The sequence below is a fragment of the Mycolicibacterium frederiksbergense genome, assembly GCF_012223425.1.
GTDB classification, from domain to species: domain Bacteria; phylum Actinomycetota; class Actinomycetes; order Mycobacteriales; family Mycobacteriaceae; genus Mycobacterium; species Mycobacterium frederiksbergense.
The window spans coordinates 695,466-715,413 of record NZ_CP038799.1; the positions used below are offsets into that span (position 1 = coordinate 695,466).

At 66.8% G+C, this 19,948-nt stretch carries 19 protein-coding genes; 12 read left to right on the forward strand and 7 right to left on the reverse strand.

Annotated features, from left to right (window positions below; translation table 11 throughout):
* The first annotated feature begins 88 nt into the window (after positions 1 to 88).
* On the forward strand, positions 89 to 1,123 hold the full coding sequence (locus EXE63_RS06290; protein WP_234904386.1) for a zinc-binding alcohol dehydrogenase family protein: 1,035 nt from the start codon (positions 89 to 91) through the stop codon (positions 1,121 to 1,123).
* A 26-nt stretch (positions 1,124 to 1,149) separates the two neighbouring features.
* Here the strand turns inward: EXE63_RS06290 and EXE63_RS06295 are convergent, their stop codons facing one another.
* Positions 1,150 to 2,046: a universal stress protein gene (locus EXE63_RS06295; protein WP_168141261.1), complete on the reverse strand. Its 897-nt coding sequence runs from the start codon at positions 2,044 to 2,046 to the stop codon at positions 1,150 to 1,152.
* A 194-nt stretch (positions 2,047 to 2,240) separates the two neighbouring features.
* On the opposite strand from EXE63_RS06295, the gene EXE63_RS06300 reads away from it, so the two are divergent.
* The 5 genes from EXE63_RS06300 to EXE63_RS06320 all read left to right on the forward strand — a co-directional run bounded on the left by EXE63_RS06300 (position 2,241) and on the right by EXE63_RS06320 (position 6,503).
* Positions 2,241 to 2,888 carry a response regulator gene (locus tag EXE63_RS06300; RefSeq protein WP_168141262.1) on the forward strand — a complete coding sequence of 216 codons (648 nt, stop codon included), beginning with the start codon at positions 2,241 to 2,243 and terminating at the stop codon, positions 2,886 to 2,888.
* A gap of 125 nt (positions 2,889 to 3,013) precedes the next feature.
* The gene (locus tag EXE63_RS06305; protein WP_168141263.1) at positions 3,014 to 3,886 is read left to right on the forward strand and encodes a universal stress protein; all 873 of its coding nucleotides are present in this window, start codon (positions 3,014 to 3,016) and stop codon (positions 3,884 to 3,886) included.
* 197 nt (positions 3,887 to 4,083) lie between these two features.
* Positions 4,084 to 4,725 carry a TetR/AcrR family transcriptional regulator gene (locus EXE63_RS06310; protein ID WP_168141264.1) on the forward strand — a complete coding sequence of 214 codons (642 nt, stop codon included), beginning with the start codon at positions 4,084 to 4,086 and terminating at the stop codon, positions 4,723 to 4,725.
* Positions 4,726 to 4,773: 48 nt separating this feature from the next.
* A complete protein-coding gene (locus EXE63_RS06315) occupies positions 4,774 to 6,027 on the forward strand; it encodes an acyl-CoA dehydrogenase family protein (protein WP_234904387.1) in 1,254 nt (417 codons plus the stop codon).
* Between the two features lie 149 nt (positions 6,028 to 6,176).
* Complete coding sequence (locus tag EXE63_RS06320) at positions 6,177 to 6,503, forward strand: hypothetical protein (RefSeq protein WP_168141265.1); 327 nt, start codon at positions 6,177 to 6,179, stop codon at positions 6,501 to 6,503.
* A gap of 61 nt (positions 6,504 to 6,564) precedes the next feature.
* On the opposite strand, the gene EXE63_RS06325 is transcribed toward EXE63_RS06320, so the two are convergent.
* From EXE63_RS06325 to EXE63_RS06335, 3 genes are all read right to left on the reverse strand, one after another.
* Positions 6,565 to 8,241 carry a dihydroxyacetone kinase subunit DhaK gene (locus EXE63_RS06325; protein ID WP_168141266.1) on the reverse strand — a complete coding sequence of 559 codons (1,677 nt, stop codon included), beginning with the start codon at positions 8,239 to 8,241 and terminating at the stop codon, positions 6,565 to 6,567.
* Positions 8,242 to 8,350: 109 nt separating this feature from the next.
* On the reverse strand, positions 8,351 to 8,977 hold the full coding sequence (locus EXE63_RS06330; protein WP_168141267.1) for a TetR/AcrR family transcriptional regulator: 627 nt from the start codon (positions 8,975 to 8,977) through the stop codon (positions 8,351 to 8,353).
* Between the two features lie 9 nt (positions 8,978 to 8,986).
* Positions 8,987 to 10,207 carry an MFS transporter gene (locus tag EXE63_RS06335; RefSeq protein WP_168141268.1) on the reverse strand — a complete coding sequence of 407 codons (1,221 nt, stop codon included), beginning with the start codon at positions 10,205 to 10,207 and terminating at the stop codon, positions 8,987 to 8,989.
* 158 nt (positions 10,208 to 10,365) lie between these two features.
* Between EXE63_RS06335 and EXE63_RS06340 the strand changes: the two genes are divergently transcribed.
* Positions 10,366 to 11,805 (forward strand): HNH endonuclease signature motif containing protein, encoded by a 1,440-nt coding sequence (locus EXE63_RS06340; RefSeq protein WP_168141269.1) that lies wholly within the window; start codon positions 10,366 to 10,368, stop codon positions 11,803 to 11,805.
* A 49-nt stretch (positions 11,806 to 11,854) separates the two neighbouring features.
* Here EXE63_RS06340 and EXE63_RS06345 read toward each other — a convergent pair whose 3' ends face one another.
* Positions 11,855 to 13,216: an NAD(P)H-dependent amine dehydrogenase family protein gene (locus EXE63_RS06345; RefSeq protein WP_168141270.1), complete on the reverse strand. Its 1,362-nt coding sequence runs from the start codon at positions 13,214 to 13,216 to the stop codon at positions 11,855 to 11,857.
* A 213-nt stretch (positions 13,217 to 13,429) separates the two neighbouring features.
* Between EXE63_RS06345 and EXE63_RS06350 the strand changes: the two genes are divergently transcribed.
* Genes EXE63_RS06350 through EXE63_RS32820 form a run of 4 tightly spaced genes read left to right on the forward strand, consistent with a single transcriptional unit; the run spans position 13,430 to position 17,158 of the window.
* On the forward strand, positions 13,430 to 15,241 hold the full coding sequence (locus EXE63_RS06350) for a flavin-containing monooxygenase (RefSeq protein ID WP_168141271.1): 1,812 nt from the start codon (positions 13,430 to 13,432) through the stop codon (positions 15,239 to 15,241).
* Positions 15,238 to 15,828, forward strand: a complete 591-nt coding sequence (locus EXE63_RS06355; protein WP_168141272.1) for a TetR/AcrR family transcriptional regulator — start codon at positions 15,238 to 15,240, stop codon at positions 15,826 to 15,828. The genes EXE63_RS06350 and EXE63_RS06355 overlap by 4 nt, the downstream gene beginning before the upstream one ends.
* Positions 15,829 to 15,861: 33 nt before the next feature.
* Entirely contained in the window at positions 15,862 to 16,656 is a 795-nt protein-coding gene (locus EXE63_RS32815; protein ID WP_234904388.1) for an LLM class flavin-dependent oxidoreductase, read from the forward strand.
* Complete coding sequence (locus EXE63_RS32820; protein WP_234904389.1) at positions 16,571 to 17,158, forward strand: LLM class oxidoreductase; 588 nt, start codon at positions 16,571 to 16,573, stop codon at positions 17,156 to 17,158. Before EXE63_RS32815 ends, EXE63_RS32820 begins: the two co-directional genes overlap by 86 nt.
* A gap of 8 nt (positions 17,159 to 17,166) precedes the next feature.
* Here the strand turns inward: EXE63_RS32820 and EXE63_RS06365 are convergent, their stop codons facing one another.
* Entirely contained in the window at positions 17,167 to 17,922 is a 756-nt protein-coding gene (locus tag EXE63_RS06365) for a GTP pyrophosphokinase (protein WP_168141273.1), read from the reverse strand.
* Between the two features lie 102 nt (positions 17,923 to 18,024).
* Between EXE63_RS06365 and EXE63_RS06370 the strand changes: the two genes are divergently transcribed.
* Positions 18,025 to 18,939 (forward strand): MBL fold metallo-hydrolase, encoded by a 915-nt coding sequence (locus EXE63_RS06370; RefSeq protein ID WP_168141274.1) that lies wholly within the window; start codon positions 18,025 to 18,027, stop codon positions 18,937 to 18,939.
* Between the two features lie 403 nt (positions 18,940 to 19,342).
* Here the strand turns inward: EXE63_RS06370 and EXE63_RS06375 are convergent, their stop codons facing one another.
* Positions 19,343 to 19,930 carry a fumarylacetoacetate hydrolase family protein gene (locus tag EXE63_RS06375; protein WP_210000330.1) on the reverse strand — a complete coding sequence of 196 codons (588 nt, stop codon included), beginning with the start codon at positions 19,928 to 19,930 and terminating at the stop codon, positions 19,343 to 19,345.
* Positions 19,931 to 19,948 lie beyond the last annotated feature (18 nt).

Below are 19,948 nucleotides of genomic sequence, written 5' to 3' on the forward strand. Positions count from 1 at the left end.
AAACGTAACCCGTGGATGGCCGTCCGGCTTAGGGCCGAAAGACCCCGGGAGGCAATCAATCGGCCGTCCTCATCCCAAGCAGTCCGCCATGACCGACGATGGACGGGTGAGCACGCACATGATGTCGGCGTGGCGGGCTACCTCTCCGGGCCCGCTCACCACACGTCCCCTCGAGTACGTCACCACCGCTGTCGCAGAACCCGGCGAGGACGAGGTGCTGGTCGCCGTGACGGCGTGCGGGGTGTGCCGCACGGACCTGCACGTCACCGAGGGCGACCTACCGGTACACCGACCACACGTCACTCCCGGTCACGAGGTGGTCGGCGAGGTCGTCGGGATCGGCGCCGGCGTCGGGCCGGGTATCGCCGTCGGCGACCGGGTGGGCGTCGCATGGCTCCGCCACACCTGTGGGCGCTGCCGCTTCTGCGTGCGCGGCGCCGAGAACCTCTGCCCGGACTCGCGCTACACGGGATGGGACGCCGACGGCGGCTATGCCGAGTTCCTGACCGCACCAGCAGATTACGTGCATCCGCTACCGTCCGGCTACTCGGACCCCGAACTCGCCCCGCTGTTGTGCGCGGGCATCATCGGGTACCGGTCGCTGCTGCGGGCGCAGCTTCCGCCCGGCGGCCGGCTCGGCATCTACGGTTTCGGCGGCAGCGCGCACATCACCGCTCAGGTTGCCCTCGCCCAGGGGGCAGAGGTGCATGTCATGACCCGGGGCCGGCAGGCGCGCGAACTGGCCCTCGCGCTGGGCGCCACGTCCGCACAGGGAGCCGCCCACCCACCGCCGGTGCCGCTCGACGCCGCCATTCTGTTCGCACCGGTCGGTGACCTGGTGCCGCCCGCGCTCGAGGGCCTCGACCGCGGTGGCACCCTGGCGATCGCCGGCATCCATCTCAGTGACGTGCCCGCCCTGAACTATCAACGTCATCTGTTCCAGGAACGACAGATCCGGTCGGTGTCGTCGAACACGCGCGCAGACGCTCGTGAGTTCCTGGCGTTCGCCGGACAGCACCGTATCGAGGTCACCGCGCTTCCCTACCCGCTGGATCGCGCCGACGGGGCACTGAATGACCTCAAGTCGGGGCGTATCGCGGGAGCTGCGGTTCTCCTACCGTGAGGGCCCGTCGACCGCTGCGATGCACGTCACCGCGGACGGACCACGATCACGGGACTGCGCGCTCCGTGCGCCACCGCCGAACCGACGGAACCGAGCAGCAGGCCGGCGAACCCGCCGCGCCCGTGGCTGCCGACGACCACCAGCTGAGCCGCCTCCGAGAGCGCGATGAGCTGCTCGGCCGGCTTGCTCTCCACCGCGGTGCGCTCGACGGCGACGTCGGGATAACGCTCCGACCAGCCGGCGAGCCGCTCGGCGAGGGTTTCCTGGGCATCGACGCGGAAATCCTCCCAGTACAGTCCGGGTACGGTTGCGCTGCGGTCGAGCCACGCATGCACGGCGATCAGCCCGACACCCCGCCGGGATGCCTCGTCGAAGGCGACCTCGACGGCGAGTTCTGACGCAGGTGAGCCGTCGACGCCCACCATCACCGGCGCGTCGGCCGGACGTTCAGACGCCGAAAACTCTTCGTGGACAACGGCAACCGGGCCATGGGCGTGATGCAACAGGCCTGCACTCACCGAGCCGAGGATCAGACCCTCGATCTTGCCGAGCCCCCGACATCCCACCACGACCAGCTGGGCGTCCTTGGACATGTCCACCAGCGTTCCGGCGGCACGACCCTCGACCATGCACTGCCGGATGGGGACGCGGGACCGATCGGAAATCCGCTGTGTCACCGCGTCGACGGCATCACGCATGATCTCCTCACCGCGCCGATCCCGCATCTCGACGAAGTCCTCGGGAATGGGTACGTCGATCCAGGCCGCGGCGTCCACCTGAGCCAGCACGTGGACGAGGGTGAGCGGGAGGTCGCGCAGATCCGCATCACGCGCCGCCCAATCCAGCGCCGCCAGTGATGCCGTCGAGCCGTCCACTCCCACGACGACCCCATGTGGACCCGCCGGTGCACCGAATGATGTCATGTCGATCTCCTTCGCTCTCGGGACGACGATATTGCGGTGCAGCCGGGCGATCTGGAGGCGTTGGTCACCGCCGAGGTGCCAAAGGGCCCTACTGCCGCGGGGTTGACGCATGGCAATGTGGTGGACGCAGACTCCGCCCGCAGCCCGCACAATCGTCACCCGTCCGCGGTCGGCTGCGGGAGGGTTGGAAAGCCATGGTGACCGTGTTTCTCGTCGACGACCACGAACTGGTCAGACGCGGACTGATCGACCTGCTCAGCACCGACCCCGAATTGCAGGTCATCGGCGAGGCCGGTTCGGTCTCTCATGCATTGGCGCAGATCCCCGCCCTGAGGCCGGACGTGGCGGTGCTGGACGTGCGGTTGCCCGACGGCAACGGTGTGGAGTTGTGCCGTGATCTGCTCGCCCGGATGCCCGATCTCCGCTGCCTCATGCTCACCTCGTTCACATCCGAGGAAGCCATGCTCGATGCCATCCTCGCCGGGGCCAGCGGCTACGTGGTCAAGGACATCAAGGGAATGGAGCTCGCCCGCGCGATCAAGGACGTCGGGGCCGGTCGATCACTGCTCGACAATCGCGCCGCCGCGGCGTTGATGGCCAAGTTGCGCGAATCGGCCGAACACTCCGATCCGCTCTCCGGGTTGACCGCCCAGGAGCGAACATTGCTCGGACTGATCGGCGAAGGCCTGACCAACAAGCAGATTGCCGCCCGGATGTTCCTCGCGGAGAAGACGATCAAGAACTACGTGTCCCGGCTGCTGGCCAAACTCGGGATGGAGCGGCGCGCACAGGCGGCCGCGTTCGTTTCCCGACTGAACCAGCCGTCGCGCCTCACCGAGTGATCAGCCGGGATGCAGCGGCGTGTCAGGCCGAATGACCCTTCCATCAGGCGGCGGCGCATCATAGGTTGGCAGTGCCGGGCGCCCCGATGGGCCGCGGCCCACCCTGACGAAGGGATCGACCGATCATGGGCGGATCATTGGACGCGGGCATCGTGGTGGGTGTCGACGGTTCCCCGTCGTCGGAGACGGCGCTGCGCTGGGCGGCCGCCGAAGCGGCCCTTCACGACTCGACGTTGACGATCGTCTACGCGGTTGCGCCCATTCTCGGCACCTGGCCGGTTCTGCCGCCGCCGGACGGATTGCTCGACTGGCAGCAGGAACTCGGCGGACGAATTCTCGAAGACGCCGAGAAGATCGCCAAGGAGATCGCCCACGCCGCCGTCCGGGTCACGACGGCATTCAGTTCGGCCGCACCGGCGGCCACCCTTGTCGAGCGCTCCAAGCACGCCCGCATGGTGGTGGTGGGAAATCGCGGGCGGGGGGCCTTGTCGCGGACCTTTCTCGGCTCGGTCAGCACCGCACTGGTGCACCGGGCCCATTGCCCCGTCACCGTGACCCATGATGACTACCTGCCGCCCCATGACTCGAAGGATCCGGTCGTGCTGGGCTTCGACAGCTCCGCGGCATCCACATCTGCCATCGCGCTGGCCTTCGAGGAGGCGCAGTGGCGTCGGGTGGAACTCGTTGTGCTGCACGCCTGGTGGTCACCGGGTGCCTGGGAACTCCCCCGATTCGACTGGGATGACCTGCGACCGGACGTCGAACGAGAGGTTTCCGCCGAGTTGGTGGACTGGCAGAAGCGCTACCCCGACGTGGCGGTCCGCCGCGTCGTCGTGCTGGACCAGCCCGCGCGCCACCTCGTCGAACAGGCGGAGACGGCACAATTGCTCGTCGTCGGCAGTCGCGGCTATGGCGCGGTGGCGAGCACCCTGCTGGGCTCGGTCAGTTCCGCCGTCGTCCAGGCGGCTCGCGTTCCGGTGATCATCGCGCGAGGCTGAGGGGTTTTGCAGCACAGCCGTTTTGGCCGGTCACGAGCGGGCCGCGACGGAGCGGTCGACCGTCAGGACGACTGATGGAACGTGACGGGGTTGGCGTGCCAACGAACCCATCCAGGAACGCACGCTGAGCTGACGAACGCCCGGCAAGTAAAAGTCAGTGCTGACTGCAACTATCCAATTTCAGTTATCATGCCGAGATGACGACTGTCGACCCGCCCACCCGCAAGTCGCAAGCGAGCCGGCGTGCCAGCAGCCAAGCGCTCATCCTTGACGCCGCCGTCGATGCCTTGATCGAACTCGGCTATAGCAGCACAACCACCGTGGCCATTCAGGAACGCGCCGGGGTCACCCGCGGCAGACTGCTGCACCATTTTCCCTCCCGCGACGCCGTGCTGGTCGCCGCTGCACATCACCTTGCCGGCGAGCGGATAGCCGAGATGGAGAGCTGGTTCGAACGTACCGACGACCCCGACCCCGGCGGATCCGAACGGATCGACACCGCAATTCACCAATTGTGGAACACCTTTCGTCAGCCCTACTTCTGGGCCGCGATGGAACTCTGGTCGGCCGCACGCACCGACATGGCGCTACGCGACGAGGTTGCCACTGCCGAGCGCCGGCTCGGACGTGCGATCCAGAGCGTCATCGCCACGATGTTCGGGCCGGTGCACAGCAGTCACCCACAGTTCGACACCGTGCGCGACCTGCTGTTCAGCAGCATGCGCGGGGTCGCCCTCACCTACACCTTCATGGAACGCGATCCCGAGACAGATCCGCATCTCGAGCTCTGGACGTCGATCGCCCACCACTTCCTCCTCGAAGACCACAACGAACTATAAACAGTCACAATCGACTGTTACTGTGAACTCGATACAGAAGGAGTCCAGATGTCGACCACGGATGCGCCGCCCGCCAATCCCCCGGTGCGGCGAACTCAAGACCACATGACCCACGATGTGTGGCTGCCGGACGAAATCATCGAGCTACGCCTGCAGGCGCGGTCCGCCGTCGAGAAGCGGCTGGCGCCGTTCGCCCGCGAGATCGGGCACCGTGAAGAATCTGCCGACAGCTTTCCGTGGTCCGCGTTCCGCGGTCTCGCCGACGAGGGGATGTTCGCCGTTCCGTTCGGGCCCGAGTACGGGCGCGGATTGCAGCACCCGATGCTCGGCACCTGCACTGTCACCGAAGAGATCGCGTATCACTCGTCCTCCATGGCCGGCGTCTACGACGGCCAATGCATCCTGGTACCACAGACACTCACCTACGCATCCGAGGAACTGCGCAGACAGCTGATCCCCGAGTTGATCAGCGGACAGACCGCGTTCTCGTTCGCCACCACCGAGCCGGAAACCAGTTCGGACCTCACCGCCGAGCGCATGCACACCGTGGCCGCGGACACCCCGGCGGGCTATGTGGTCAACGGCCGCAAGCGGTGGATCACGAACAGCATCGTGGCGGGTTGGGTGTCGGTGCTGGTGCGCGCCGGCGCCGGTAGCGACCGAGCGACGATGCTGCTGATCGACCTGTCCTCGCCGGGCGTCCGGATCGGCGCGCCGGACCTGAAGATGGGGCACCGCGGACAGATCACCGCTGACATCATCTTCACCGACGTTCTTGTCCCGCATGCCAACCTGCTCGGCCACGCAGGAAACGGCCTCAGCGTCGCGCTATCGGCACTGGTACGCGGCCGCGTCGGCATCGGCGCCGCGGGTGTCGGTGTCGCCCAAGCCGCCCTGGATCTCGCCGTCGCACGCCTGCGCACCCGCCACGTCTTCGGCGGACCCCTGGGCGCGATGCAACACTGGCAGTTCACCATGGCCCAGCGGGCCACCGAAATCGAATGCGCCCGCACTCTTTACCAGAAGGCCGCCACCCTGCTCGACCGCGGCGACCGCAACGCCGAACCCGAAGCCGCAATGGCCAAGGCCTACGGCACACGCCTGGCCAACGACCTGATCCGCGACGCGATACAGATCCACGGCGCTCTCGGTTTCGCCCGCCAGGTGGGCGAAACCGGAGAGTCGGTCCGGCTGGAAGAGATGTATCGCGACGCCAAGATTCTCGAGATCTTCGAAGGCGCCAATGAACTCCAGCAGTGGATCGTCGCGCGACAACTGATCGGCCGGGACGTCACCGGCTGACAGAACTGCGCACTGCAGCGCGCCGGCGAGTCGAACCGGAGCGCCTCAGCCGGGCGGGCATTCAAACGTCGAAATTGGTGCGCTGCCGGGTGTTCGACGCGCAGTAGGCTGACTGCGGGGGTCAATTGCACGGGCGGCGAGGGGGCCAGATGTCTGAGGTGCGGGTTGTTGCCGAGGACCTTCAGGTATCCGCAGCGACAGTCGATGCGCACGCGGACAGCGTTCGCGCGCGGTGCGCGGATGCCGACGCTCGGTTCGAGGGCGCGCAGAAGGGGCTACCTACAAGGTCTGCAGCCGCACTCGGTGCAGCCGTCGCGAAGTGGCAGGCCGACAGCACCGCGATGATCGACCGGATGATCGGCGGCAGCACCGGCCTGCGCAGCGGCGCCACGGCCTATGTCGCTGTAGATGAGGACGCAGCGGTCGCGGTCGAGTCGGCCGGCAACCAGATCCGGCCCGAGGACATGGGGCTCTAGTCAACGGCCGGCGTGGATGTCATTTGTCGAGGACCACAAAGGTGTTTTCGTGGCGTCGACGTCATCCTTGGACCAATTCCGCCAGGCGGGTGCGTAATTCGTCGCGTCGGATGTCTCCGTCGATGCGTTCGACGATCGCGACCAGCACGGCGACGACGGCCAAGGCGCCGGGATCGGTGGTGCCAATCGCCCGTTCGCCGACGTAGCTGGATCGGCCGCGCTTGCCGACCATGGTGCTGGTGGCGATCGCACCGGCCAGCGCGGCTTCCAGTGCGTCGTCGTCGAGCCGGCCGCGTGCGGTGTCGCCGTCCCACCCGGCCGGAACGAGTGCGTCCACCATCGTGCGGTCGCCGACCCGCGCCCCACCCGCCCGGGTGATGGCCTCGACGCCGTCCCGCAACCCTTGTACGACAGCACCGGCATCGGTGGCGACCGCAGTGGCGATGCGGACCAGGACGAGGCCGAACAGCGGACCGCTGGAACCACCGACGTCCTCGGAAAAGGCGGTGGCCAGAGATTTCAGATCAGCGGCCAGGTCCGCATCCGCTCCGGTACCGCGGCGGACCGCTGCCTGCAGCGCATTGTCGAGGTTGGTCCCGATGTCACCGTCCCCGGCTCGCCGGTCGAGATCATTCAGGGGTTCCCTGATTTCGGCGATGTCATCGGCCAGCTGCCGCAGCCACGCCGAGGGCTCGCCGGCGCTCGGCTCATCCACTTCACCGATGACCGTGGTCGCGGCGAGCACCGGCGACGGTAGCGAGGTGGTGGCGTGCGGAGCACACCAGTCGGTCAGCCACTGCTCGTCGCTCACGGCCGTGACGGTGATCGAGTAGCCGGCCATATCGAGGGCCGAGACGTACGTGCCTGCGACTGCGCTGCGCAGCACCACATCACGTTCGGCGAGTACCCGTTCGACCTCCGCCAGCACGTGCAGCAACTCGAGATCACCGGTGCCGCCCAGCCCGTTGACGAGAACAAGAACTCCGTGCTCGTCGACGTCGAGACTGTCGAGCAGCTCGCCGACCATCCGGCTGACGAGCTCGTTGAGCGGGGGCTGCGGGATGGACTCGCGGGCCGCCTCACCGTGGATGCCGACGCCGTATTCCAATGTGCCCGGCGCGACGTCGAATGCCGGACGGTCCGACCCCGGGACGGTGCCGGCGCGCTGGGCCACCGCCACCGAGCGCGACGCCGCCACCACACCCTGGCCGAGTGCGACGAGATCTTCCAAGGAAAGTCCGCGGTCGGCGGCCGCACCAAGGATCTTCTCGACGATCACCGTCGCCCCGGTGCCACGCCGTCCGACTTCCTGCCCCTCTGAACCCAGATCGTCATCGACCAGCACCCGGTCGACCGCCACTCCGTCTGCCCGCAGGCGTTCGGCCGCGATCGCGAAGTTCAGCACGTCGCCGGTGTAGTTCTTCACGATGTGAACGACGCCGCCGCCGCGGGCGACCTTGGTGCTGGCCGCGTGGATCTGACGATTGTGCGGCGAGGTGAACACCTCCCCCGGGCACACCGCATCCAGGCCACCGCGGCCGAGGAAGCCCGCGTGCATCGGTTCGTGGCCGGCACCGCCTCCGCTGACGAGCCCGACCTGCCGGGTCGGCGCCGGGTCCAGCGCCCAGGCGTACACGGGGTCGCGCTGTACCCCGACGCGGCTGCCACCGGTCAGCGCGAGCGCGGCCAGTGCATGCTGGGACGCCGATGAAACGTCGGCGTAGAAGTTGGTCGACACAAGATGGTCCTTCCGGTCGTGCAGCCAGGAATCGACTCGTCACCAGTATTCGGGCGACCAATCACCACCCGACGGTACCGATCACCGTCGCCCCCAAGGGCCAACTGGATCAGTGCGGGCCCGGCGTCGTACGGGACTCACAGCCCTGCCAGACGGTCTGCACCAATCGGTGAACCGCGGCGTCGTCCAGTGGCGGCATCCCGAACATCAACCGGTAGTACGGCGGGGACACAAGAGCGTCTACGGCGACCTCGATGTCGACGTCGGCAGGTAACTCCCCGCGGCGCACGGCACCGCGCAGGGTGTCGGCGACGGCTGCGCGACGCGGGGTGATCCACTGGTCGCGCAATGCGCGCTCGATCGCGGGATCGAATCCAGACGCCGCAATGACGTTGCGCAGCAGCGGCCCGACGGACGGATCGGCGAGGATGCCGAACAGAGCACTGACGTGATGGACGATCGCCCCGACCGACGTACTGCCCGTCGGGCGCGTGATGGAATCGCGCACCGAATCGAGCAGACCCTCCAACACGATTGCCGCCGCCGACGGCCACCACTTGTAGATCGTCGTGCGGCTCACTTCCGCGCGCTTGGCGATGGCGTCGATCGTCGCGGCCGCGGGGCCCCCGGCCAATGCCAACTCCGCGGCGGCTGTGAGGACTGCGTGGCGGGCAGCTTCGCTGCGCGGCCGACCCCTTTGAGCGCCGCCACGCGCCGTGTCAGGACCGGAAACCATTCTCGCAGCTTATTGCAGCGCCCTCTTGGATCCTGCGACCGCGATGACCAGACATACCGCGGCGGCGACTGCCCCGAACCCGAACATCACCGGATAGCTCAGTGACCGCGACAGGAACGCCAGTGCCGCGGGGACCGCAAACCCGAGATAGCTCAAGCAGTAGAACACCGCGGTCAGGCCCGCAAGGTCGTCAGGTCCCGCGATGCGCTGGATCTCCTGAAGACCGGCAAGCAGGGCCATTCCATATCCAGCGCCGAGCACCGCGGCCGCGACGAGCGCCGCCCACATCGTCAGTACCGTGGCAGCCCACCCGGCAAGACCCATACCCACGATGACCAGGCCCAGCGCAGCGACCACGCCAGCGCGGCCGGCCGTGACGAGGTTGCGGCCGATGTGCTGAGCCGCGAATCCCACACCCAGAGCGACGACGCACAGCAGAGCAGAGAAAGCGATGGGTGCCGCGGCGGCACGTTCTGACATCAGCGCAGGAAGTACTGCGTACGCCGAAGCGCCTGCACCGAAGACCCACGGGGCGAGCGGCACGACCACGAACAGGAAACGTCGGTGCGAGGCCCCCTGCACAACAAGGTCGGTCCACCACGGGCGGGCCGAGGTGCTGCGGACACGCGACTCGGGAACACCGAGGAGAAGAACCGCTGCGGCCAGCGCCATCACCACGTTGATCGCGTACGGCAGCACTGTGGGCGCGGGTCCCCATTCGGCGAGCGTGCCCGCAACACCGGCGCCGAGGCCGAAACCCGCTGTCAGGCTCATGGCGGCGCGCCGGGCGCCGGCGTTCCCATGCTCCCCCGGAGCGCTTGATAGTTCCTTGATCCAACTGCCACCGACGGCCATCGCAAGACCAAGTGCCAGTCCGCTGAACACCCGGCCCACACCGAGCGCCACAGCGGATTCCGCGCCGCCCGCCAAGATCAGCGAACCCACCGCGGCGAGTATCGGTGCAGGAAGCATCAGCGGGCGACGCCCGAAGCGATCCGACAGCGGGCCACCCACGAGCAGGCCGGGCACGATACCGAGGACATACGCGAAAAGCAGTAGATCGACGGTGACCGCGGAGAAGCCGCTTTGGGCGCGGTACATCACCAGTAGCGGAGTGAATTCGTTACCGCCCCATGCGATCGCGAACGTCGCCGACGCGACGGCCAGCCAGTGCCGGGCGCCGCCTGAGCCGACACGGTCGGCTGAGGTCTCCGTGGCGGGCGCGGTCATCACGCGACCCGGGATTTACTGAACATCGTGTCCACTATATAGGGGGGGCTCTTGGAGCGCGACACCGGTGGCGTCGTTGACGTGAAACATCTTCCGCCCCTTTGGTTTCACCAGTCACGCGAGCCGGAATTGTCGGTGGTAGCACGTATGTTCGATACATGACATCGGATCTGGCCGCTGCGGTCAGCGCCTACACCGCGAGTGTGGACGCGCTGCTGGCCGCCGATGTCGATGCCTGCTCACACCAAGACCTGCTCACCGCGTTCGCCGACGTCGAGACGACCACGCACCGAGTCCCGATGCTCGGATACGCGATCCTGGCCCGTCTGCAACGCGAAGCCACTCCCGCCGAGTTGGGGGCGACCTCCTGGACGAAACTGCTCACCCTGCACACCCGAATGAGCAAGGGCCGCGCCCACAAACTCCTCACCCGCGCCACCCAACTGGCACCGCGGCGAACACTGCAGGGCCAAGACATGGCGCCCGAATGGGAACACACCGCCGCCGCACTGTCGCGCGGCGCGTTCGGCGAGGAACACCTCGAGGTGATCCGCAAGTTCTTCAACGCATTGCCCGCCACTGTCGACCCGATCACCCGCTCCCAAGCCGAGCAGTCACTGGTCGCGGCCGCCGCCGACCTGGACCCGCACTCGTTGACCGTCCTGGCGATCCACCTGCTGGCCTTGCTACACCCCGACGGCGAGGAACCTGCCGACGCCGCCGCACGCAAAGCCGGCCTGCACCTGGGCTCTCAACAACCCGACGGCCTGAGCTACCTATCGGGGTGGGTCACCCCGAAATTGCGCGCCATGATCGAACCCATCCTCGCCAAATTCTCCGAACGCGGCCGCCACCCCGCACCCGAGCCCGAGCCCACAGAAGCGCAACCGCCACTGTTTGACGAACCCGAGCCCGAACCCGAACACCCTGCCGGCGAGGACAATCCGTCTCCTCCGCTCCACGAGGACCCGTCCCCGCCGCTGTTGGATGACCAGTGGCGCACCAAGGCCCATTACCTCCACGACGCCGTCGAAGCCGCGTTCGACCTGCTGCTGCGCTCCCAGACTCTGGGCCGACTCAACGGACTACCCACCACCGTGGTGATCACCACGACCCTGCATGAACTCCACGCCGGCGCCGGATACGCCGTCACCGGAGGCGGGTCGGTGCTCCCCATGCGCGATCTGATCGCGATGGCCGCCGCCGGGGCCTACCACTACCTCGCCGTCTTCGACGGCCACACCTCCATGGCCCTGCACCTCGGCCGCGCCCAACGCTGCGCCACTGGAGCCCAGAAACTCGCACTGTTCGGCCGCGAACGCGGCTGCACCTGCCCCGGCTGCGACGCCGCGTTCTACGACACTCAGGCCCACCACGGCCACAAGGACTGGAAACACGGCGGACAGACCAACATCGACGACCTCACCCTGGCCTGCGCCCCCGCAAACCAGATGATCGAAGACACCGGCTGGAGCACCCGACGCCGCCCCGACGGCCGCTTCGAATGGATCGACCCCACCACCGGCCGAGCCCATCTCAACAACCTGCATCACCCCGAACGCCTCCTCGCACCCCGAGAAGACGACCCGCCTCCCTAGAACTACGCGCCCAAACCCGCACAACGCACGCGGTACGGCTCCGGATCATCTATCCGGGTGCTTGCCATCGTTTCCGGACCGCGGCTATGGCCCGCAGGGCAATTCGAAGGGGTTGACCGTTCGCCAGGTCGATGATCGAGTCCGCGACCGCCCAGGACATCTTGCCGTCGCTCATCGAGACCATTTGCGCAACACTCTGGTAGGCGGCCATGCCTACGAACATCGCGACCTCGCGGTCATTGGTGGCCGTCTTCCTGGCCTGCCGGGCGACGACGCGGTTGAGCAGCCGCCCGATTCGTGACGCGGCGAGTTCCTGCAGGGTTGACTGACGTGTGAAGTGCGGATGCGAGGGTGGGGGGACCTCAGCCGACGCCACGGGCGGCGGCGCGGGCACCAACTGGGTTCCCACGGCGGGAAGGTCGGAGTAGCCGACGATGCCTGGCCGCGCAGCCACGACGGCCGGAATGGCGTTGACAACCGGCATGGCCGTGATCACCGAGCCGATGCCGACCATCTCGTCCATGGTCATCGAGCCGAATTCCGGCAGCACTCCGGCCCGCAGGGTGACGTTCGGGTGGCCACGGATCTCGATCTCGTAGGCCATTGCGATGTTCCACGCCGGAGTGAGGTTGGGGGTGATCGTCCACTTCACGGCGGTCTCGACAACGTCCGACCCACCGACCGAGCCGATCCAGCGTGCGTAGATGCCGGCAACGGTACCTGCGCGAACATCACGTCCGGGGATATCGAGATCTTTTGCCGCGTAGGCGAACTCGACATCGCACCGAATTCCGTCGAGGGCGAGGCCAAGCAGGTCGGCCAGCGCCTCGCAGGTGTCGCCGAATGGGATGGTGGCGTGGGCGATGTCAGCTTCGTGGTTCGCGTCACCTGCCGGACGCCCCCAGCCCAGCTCGTCCTGGTTCGCGTCCCCGGCCCAGGGCCCGATGTCGAAAGACTCCAGAATGCTCACGTAGTTGGCGGTACGGCACACGTTGGTCGCGATCGACGCCAAATACTGCACGTAGCCCGGGTTCACGCCGCTGCCGAACATACTGGCACCACCTTCGACGGCGGCGGCCTCGATCCGCGCACGACTCTCCTCGCCATACGCACGGCCGGTCATGAAGTGTGCAGTCGTCGCGACATTGATGCCCGCACGAAGCAACGTCTCGAGATGGTCGATGTCGGGATGCAACGGCATATAGACAACGCAGTCTGGCTTCAGCGCGAGGATCTCGCCGATGTCATTGGTCGCCGCGATACCCAGTCTGCGGTCGAGCCCGCAGAGCTCGCCGAGGTCCCTGCCTACCTTGTCAGCGCTGTAGGCGAATACGCCGACCAGTTCCAGCCCAGGGCGTTCGAGAATGCCCCTGACCGCCTCACGCGAGATGTTGCCGGTGGTCCACTGCACGAGGCGAATCGGGGCGTCTGTCACGGAGCACTCCAGGGTCTGGCGCGGAGGAGATCAGGAAGGGCGGAATGGCCACTACAGGTGGCACGTCACACGGAGCCTACATACATCCTCTTCGGCGCATAGCCCTTTACAGAAGACGTATTCTCTGTAAACATGACGCCAAGTACATTCACTGGACACGCCGTCCAGCGAGATGGATGGAGCCACGACATGTCACCGGGTCCCCAACCTGCCGTCTACGACGCTGCCTGGGTGCGAGCCAAGTACGCCGCCGAACGCGACAAGCGCCTGCGCTCCGACGGCGTGGACCAGTTCGTCGAGGTCACCGCCGATTTCTCGCACTACGCCGACGACCCGTACACCGAGCGCACCGAGCGTGGTCCCCTCAGCGATCACACCCAGGTACTGATCATCGGTGGCGGGCTGGGCAGTCTGATCGCCGCGGCGCGGCTGCAGGAGGCCGGGATCACCGATATCCGGGTGGTGGACACCGCCGGCGACTTTGGCGGCACCTGGTATTGGAACCGCTATCCCGGCGCCCAGTGCGATATCGAGTCCTACATCTACCTCCCGCTCCTGGAAGAACTGAACTACATCCCCACCGAGCGCTACGCCCACGGACCGGAAATCCGGGAGCACCTGCAGGCCATCGCCCGCCACTACGGGCTGTACCGAAACGCATTGCTGCAGACCACCGTCACGGCCATGACATGGGACGACGCTGCCCAGCACTGGGTCGTGGAGACTGATCGGAAGGACCGTCTCACCGCGAACCTGGTCGCCGTCTCCCCCGGATCCCTGACCCGACCGAAGCTGCCGGGCATCCCCGGCATCAACGAGTTCCGCGGGCATACCTTCCACACCAGCCGCTGGGATTACCGCTACACCGGCGGCGACGAATCCGGTGGCCTCATCAAACTCAAAGACAAACGGGTCGGTGTCATCGGCACCGGCGCCACCGGTCTGCAATGCATCCCACACCTGGGCCGGGAAGCCCAGCAGGTCTATGTCTTTCAGCGCACCCCGAGCACGGTCGCCGAACGCAACAACCACCCGACCGACCCCGCCTGGGCGGCCACCCTGAAACCGGGCTGGCAGCGCGCGCGGATGGAGAACTTCACCCGAGTCACCTGCGGGGTCGAGATGGACCTCGATCTCACCGATGACGGCTGGACGCGCAACGCGCTGGCTTTGACGGAGCCGGCCGTCATCCGTGAAACCCAAAGACTGGGCCGGGAGATGACCCCCGACGAGATCACCGAATTCCTGTACCGCGCCGACTGGGACGCGATGGAACGTCTGCGTGGGCGCATCGCCAGCGTGGTGGCCGATGAGCAGACCGCCGAAGCGCTCAAACCCTGGTTCAAACTGAACTGCAAACGCCCCGGCTACCACGACGAATACCTCAAAACGTTCAACCGGGACAACGTCACGCTGGTCGACACCGACGGCCGCGGCGTCGAACGGTTCACCGAGACAACGGCCGTCGTCGACGGCGTGCACTACGAACTCGACGCCTTGATCTTCGCCACCGGATTCGACGTCGGAACCGAGTTCACCCGTCGCCTGGGCTTCGAGATCACCGGCCGCGACAACGTGCGCCTCAGCGACACATGGGCCAAGGGCATGCGCACCTTCCACGGCCTGCAGACCCACGGCTTCCCCAACTGTTTCTTCCTGGGCTACACCCAATCAGGGGTCTCCCCCAACTACACCCACACCGCCGAGGAACGCGCCCGCCACTTCACCTACCTGGTCGGCACGTGGGTGCAACGCGGCGCGGCCACCATCGAAGCGACCCGCGAAGCCGAAGACGAGTGGCTGTCGGCGATGAACGAGGCCTCCGAGAGGCCGAAGGCGTTCTACGCGGACTGCACGCCGAGCTACCTGAGTTCCGAAGGCCAGAAGGACAATCCGCACGGCATGCTCGCAAACAATTTCGGCGGCAAACCGACCGACTTCTTCGACATGCTCGACGCCTGGCGCGCCACCGGACGCCTCGAGGGGGTCACCATCACATGACGACGCAGACCTCCCCGAAACTCACCATGCGCGACCGCCACCGCATCATGACGCGCGACCACATCATGACCTCGGCGCTGGAGGCCTTCGCCGAACGCGGTTATGTCGCAACGACCATCGACGACATCGTGCAGCGCGCCGGGATCGGCCGCGCCACGTTCTATTTGCACTTCGACAGCAAGGCGGCGGTGCTGCGCGAACTGCGCAACACCCGGATGACGAGATGGTCCGACGAGGATCACCCGCGCGGCGGCACATCCGGGCGCCCCTCGGTCCGCTCCTTCTTCGAGAAGGTCGTCGATTTCTACACCTCGGCACCCGAGCTGTACACGGCATTGCACCAGGCGCGCGCCGCCGACCCCGAGTTCGCCGCGGCGCACCGCGCGACCATGGAAGCCAACGTCAACGACTGGGTCCGCACGGATGCCGTACCCGGCGCCACCGAAGCTCAACTGCGCCTGGCCATCGCGATGATGTACACGATGGTCGACTCCTTCATGCATCTGTGGCTGGTCGACGGCTGGCCGCTGGACCGCGACGCCGCCATCGAAGCGATGACCGACGCGTTGTACTCGACCATGCGCTGAACGCGCCTCGCACCGACCGATAGGAGCCATCCGATGGCCGAAAAGCGTTATCTGCATCTGAATTTGGTCGCCAACGACATCAACCTGCACCAGGGGGCCTACAAGTTTGAGCGGGCACACGGGGTGCCCGAGCGCGGCTCCTTCGAGCGGCTGATCGAGTACGGCGGGTTCGGCGACGAGGGGCTGTTCACCGCGCTGTTCGTCGGCGACATTCCGGGCATGCAGGGATCCCCCGCCTTCGACGGCGGGCCCGCCGAACCCCTCACCGCGCTGGCCGCCATTTCTCAGCACACCGAGCATGTCGGCCTGATCGCCACCGCGTCCACCACGTTCTACGACCCCTACAACCTGGCGCGGTTGCTGGCCTCCCTCGACCAGGCGTCGGACGGGCGCGCCGGGTACAACGCCGTCACCTCCGTCATCGACCAGTTCGCACTGAACTACAGCCTCAAACAGCACCTGGACCGCGAGGCCCGCTACGCGCGCGCCGACGAGTTCCTCGACGTCATGCGGGCGTTGTGGGACAACCGATCCCTGCGCCGCGATCCCGACGGGTTGACCCGGTTCTACGCCGAGCCGATCAACCACCAGGGCAACCTGTTCGAGGTCACCGGCCCGCTCAACATCGCGCCCAGCCGGCAGGGCCGCCCGCTCATCGCGCAGGCGGGCGGATCGGGCGCCGGGATCAGGGTGGCCGCCAAACACGCGGAGATGGTGTTCACCAACTCCTCGACCCGCGAGAGTGCGGCCGAGTACCGCGAGACGCTGGACAAGGCGCTCGTCGAGCAGGGCCGCGCCCCGGTTCGGTGCCACCCATCCCGGGCCTGATCCCTACCTCGGCAAGACCACCAAGGAGGCCGAGGAGAAGCTGGCCGAACTCGACAGCTACGTCGACTGGGAACCGATCGCGCCATTCGCGTTGGGCCAGTTCGGACTCGATATCCGCTACGGCGACATCAACGAGCCGTTCCCCACCCACGAACTCCCCCGCCCCCAGGATGTCGAGAAGACGATCAAGAGCACCTTCGGCAACTACGTCGGCCTCTACACCTGGATCCAGGAACGCCCCGGCGTGACGGTGCGCGAGGTCGTCGCGCAGGCCGTCGGCCGCGGTGGCGCCACGCACCGTAAGTTCGTCGGCACCTACGACGCACTCGTCGAGGACTTCGCGGCCTGGCATGAGGACGGCAACGTCGGCGGCTTCAACCTGATGTTCTCCGCCGGTTCGGCCGCGATCCGCGAGTTCATCGACGAGGTGGTCCCCCGGCTCATCGACCGCGGCATCTACCGCAGCAGCCCGCACAATCGACCACTGCGGGAACGGTTCTAACCTGCCCGCTATATCAGCGTCGACGAGCCCTGCCGCTGCTGGGCAAAGCGCGCCAGCACCGCGTCGGGGATCGGGATGCTGCCGCTGGCCATCTCGACCGGGACGGGTGGCAGCGCGCCGTGCACATCATGGTGCAGGCTTTCCATCTCGTCATCCAATCGCGCAGCGGTGGTCGCGGCTTCCTCCAGGCTGCGAGCAATATGGGGAGGGACCGCACCGGAGTACTTGTAGAAGATCTTGTGTTCGAGGCTGGCCCAGAAATCCATCGCCACGGTGCGCACCTGCACCTCGACCGGAACGGCGACCACGCCGCTGGACAGGAAGACCGGTACCTCGACGATGAGGTGCAGGCTCCGGTAGCCATTCGGTTTGGGCTCGGCCACATAGTCTTTCAGCTGCAGCACGGTGAGATCGTCCTGCCGGGTGAGCGCGTCGGAAATCAGGTAGACGTCTGAGGTGAACGAGCAGGTGATCCGGACGCCGGCGATATCGGTGATCTTGGCGCGGATCTCCTCGAAACGGGGCTCGCACTGCTTGCGGGCGATCTTGTCGAGCACACTCTCCGGCGTCTTGAGCCGGCTGGTCACATGCTCGATCGGGTTGTACTTCTGCAGATGCTTGAACTCCTGCTGAAGAATGGAGACCTTGGTGGTCACCTCGTCCATGCCGAACTTGTAGGCGAACATGAATCGAGAAAACTCCTCCCGCAACACCTGAAACTCCTCCAGCAGAGCATCAGGCGTGGCGTCCAGAGCAGAATTCATACCTCCAGGATGCCTGATCGGGAAAACTCTGCGAAAACCGTGCGTTCGAGCGGGTAGAAGGGCAGCCCGCACCTTCGTCGACACGACGATCAGGAGAACACCATGAGCGTGGACAGCGTTGCAGATCTGAGCAGGACAGGGCTCGACGAGTTGGTACCGTCGCGCTACGCATTGCAGGTAGGCGATATCGATGTGCTGGTGATCAGCGACGGCGTGCTGCCGATCACGGCCTCGACGATGGCCACGAACGTCGCGCCCGCCGCGCTGTCCGAATGGCTCAAGGACATGTACCTGCCACCGGAGATCACGGACTGGCCGCTGAATGTGGCCGTGGTGCGCAGCGGCGGCAAGACCATCCTCATCGATTCCGGCCTCGGCACCGAGTTCCCGGACTTCCCGCGGGCCGGGCAGCTGAGCATGCGTCTGGTGGCCGCCGGGGTCGAGCCGTCCTCGGTGACCGATGTGGTGCTCACCCACCTGCACATGGATCACATCGGCGGGCTGCTCGTCGATGGACTTCGCAACAAGCTGCGCCCGGATCTGCGGGTGCATGTCGCCGCGGCCGAGGCCGAGTTCTGGGAGGCGCCCGACTTCACCCGTACCGTGATGCCCGCACCCATTCCCGAGGTACTGCGGCGGACGGCCGCGCAGTTCCTCGATGTCTACCGCGGTCAACTGCGGACCTTCGAGAACGAGTACGAGGTGGCGCCCGGCGTGCTGCTGCGCCGCACCGGAGGCCACACCCCTGGCCACAGCATCGTGCGTATCGAGTCCCGCGGCGAGGCGCTCACCTTCGCCGGTGACGCGGTGTTCCAGACCGGGTTCGACAACCCCGACTGGCAGAACGGTTTCGAACACGATCCCGAGGAGTCGACGCGGGTGCGGATCAAGCTGTTGACCGAGCTGGCGGCCACCGGCGAGCAGCTCGTCGCCACCCATCTGCCGTTCCCGTCGGTCTGCCACGTGGCGACCGCGGGCAGCGGATTCCGCTTCATCCCGGCCGTCTGGGACTACTGAGCGACCCGTGCGGCACCGTGCCCGGGATCCCGTCGCAGGCCCGGTGCCGCACGAAAGTTCATCTCTCGTTCACCTGAGCCGGTTTGAGCTGGGATACCTGCGGGGTACAGGCGTGGCATTGGCGCGATACGGCGCCGTACCACCGACCTGAAGGCGCCGACATGATCCCTTTCATCTGCACGAGCTGCGGACACATCGATATCGATTCGGCCGACTGCTCGACGTGCGCGCAGGCGCCCGGTGAGCGCAACGTGGTGGACGCAGACGTCGCCTGACGTTTTCGGCCCCTTGTAGCGGCGAGGTCATCGTCGGCGCGGTGTCGGGTTTTGCCGCGGTCATCGCCGAGTAGCTGTGCGACCCTTCGCAGCGCCACCGTCGGACAACCAGGTCCCGGCGCCGGGGCTCACTTGACGACGAACGCCAGTTCGCCGACACCGTCGATGCCACCCCGAACCCGCTGCCCACGGGCGATCGCTCCGACCCCGGCCGGGGTGCCCGTCATGATCAGGTCACCGGGACGCAGCGTGACCGATTTCGACAGGTGGGCAATGACATCGGCGACCGGCCAGATCTGGTCGGCGAGGTCACCTTCCTGGCGCAGGTCGTCATCGACGCTCAGCCAGATCCGTCCAAGGGTGGGGTCCACCGATTCGGCAGGCACCAATTCCGACACCGGGCCGGACGCATCGAAACCCTTCGCCAGATCCCAAGGCCGGCGCGCCTGCTTGGCCACGTCCTGCAGATCGCGGCGGGTCAGATCGACACCCACCCCGTAACCCCACACATGTTGGAGCGCATTGTCGGTGTCCAGATCGGCACCGCCGGCACCCAGGGCCACCACGAGTTCGATTTCGTGGTGCAGGTTCTGCGTCTGCGGCGGATACGGCAGCCGATGCGCCGGGCCGCCACCGTAGCCCTCCCGATCGGTGAAGACGGCGTCGGCCGGCTTGGTGAAGTAGAACGGCGGCTCCCGGTCCGGGTCGGCACCCATCTCGCGGCATGGTCGGCG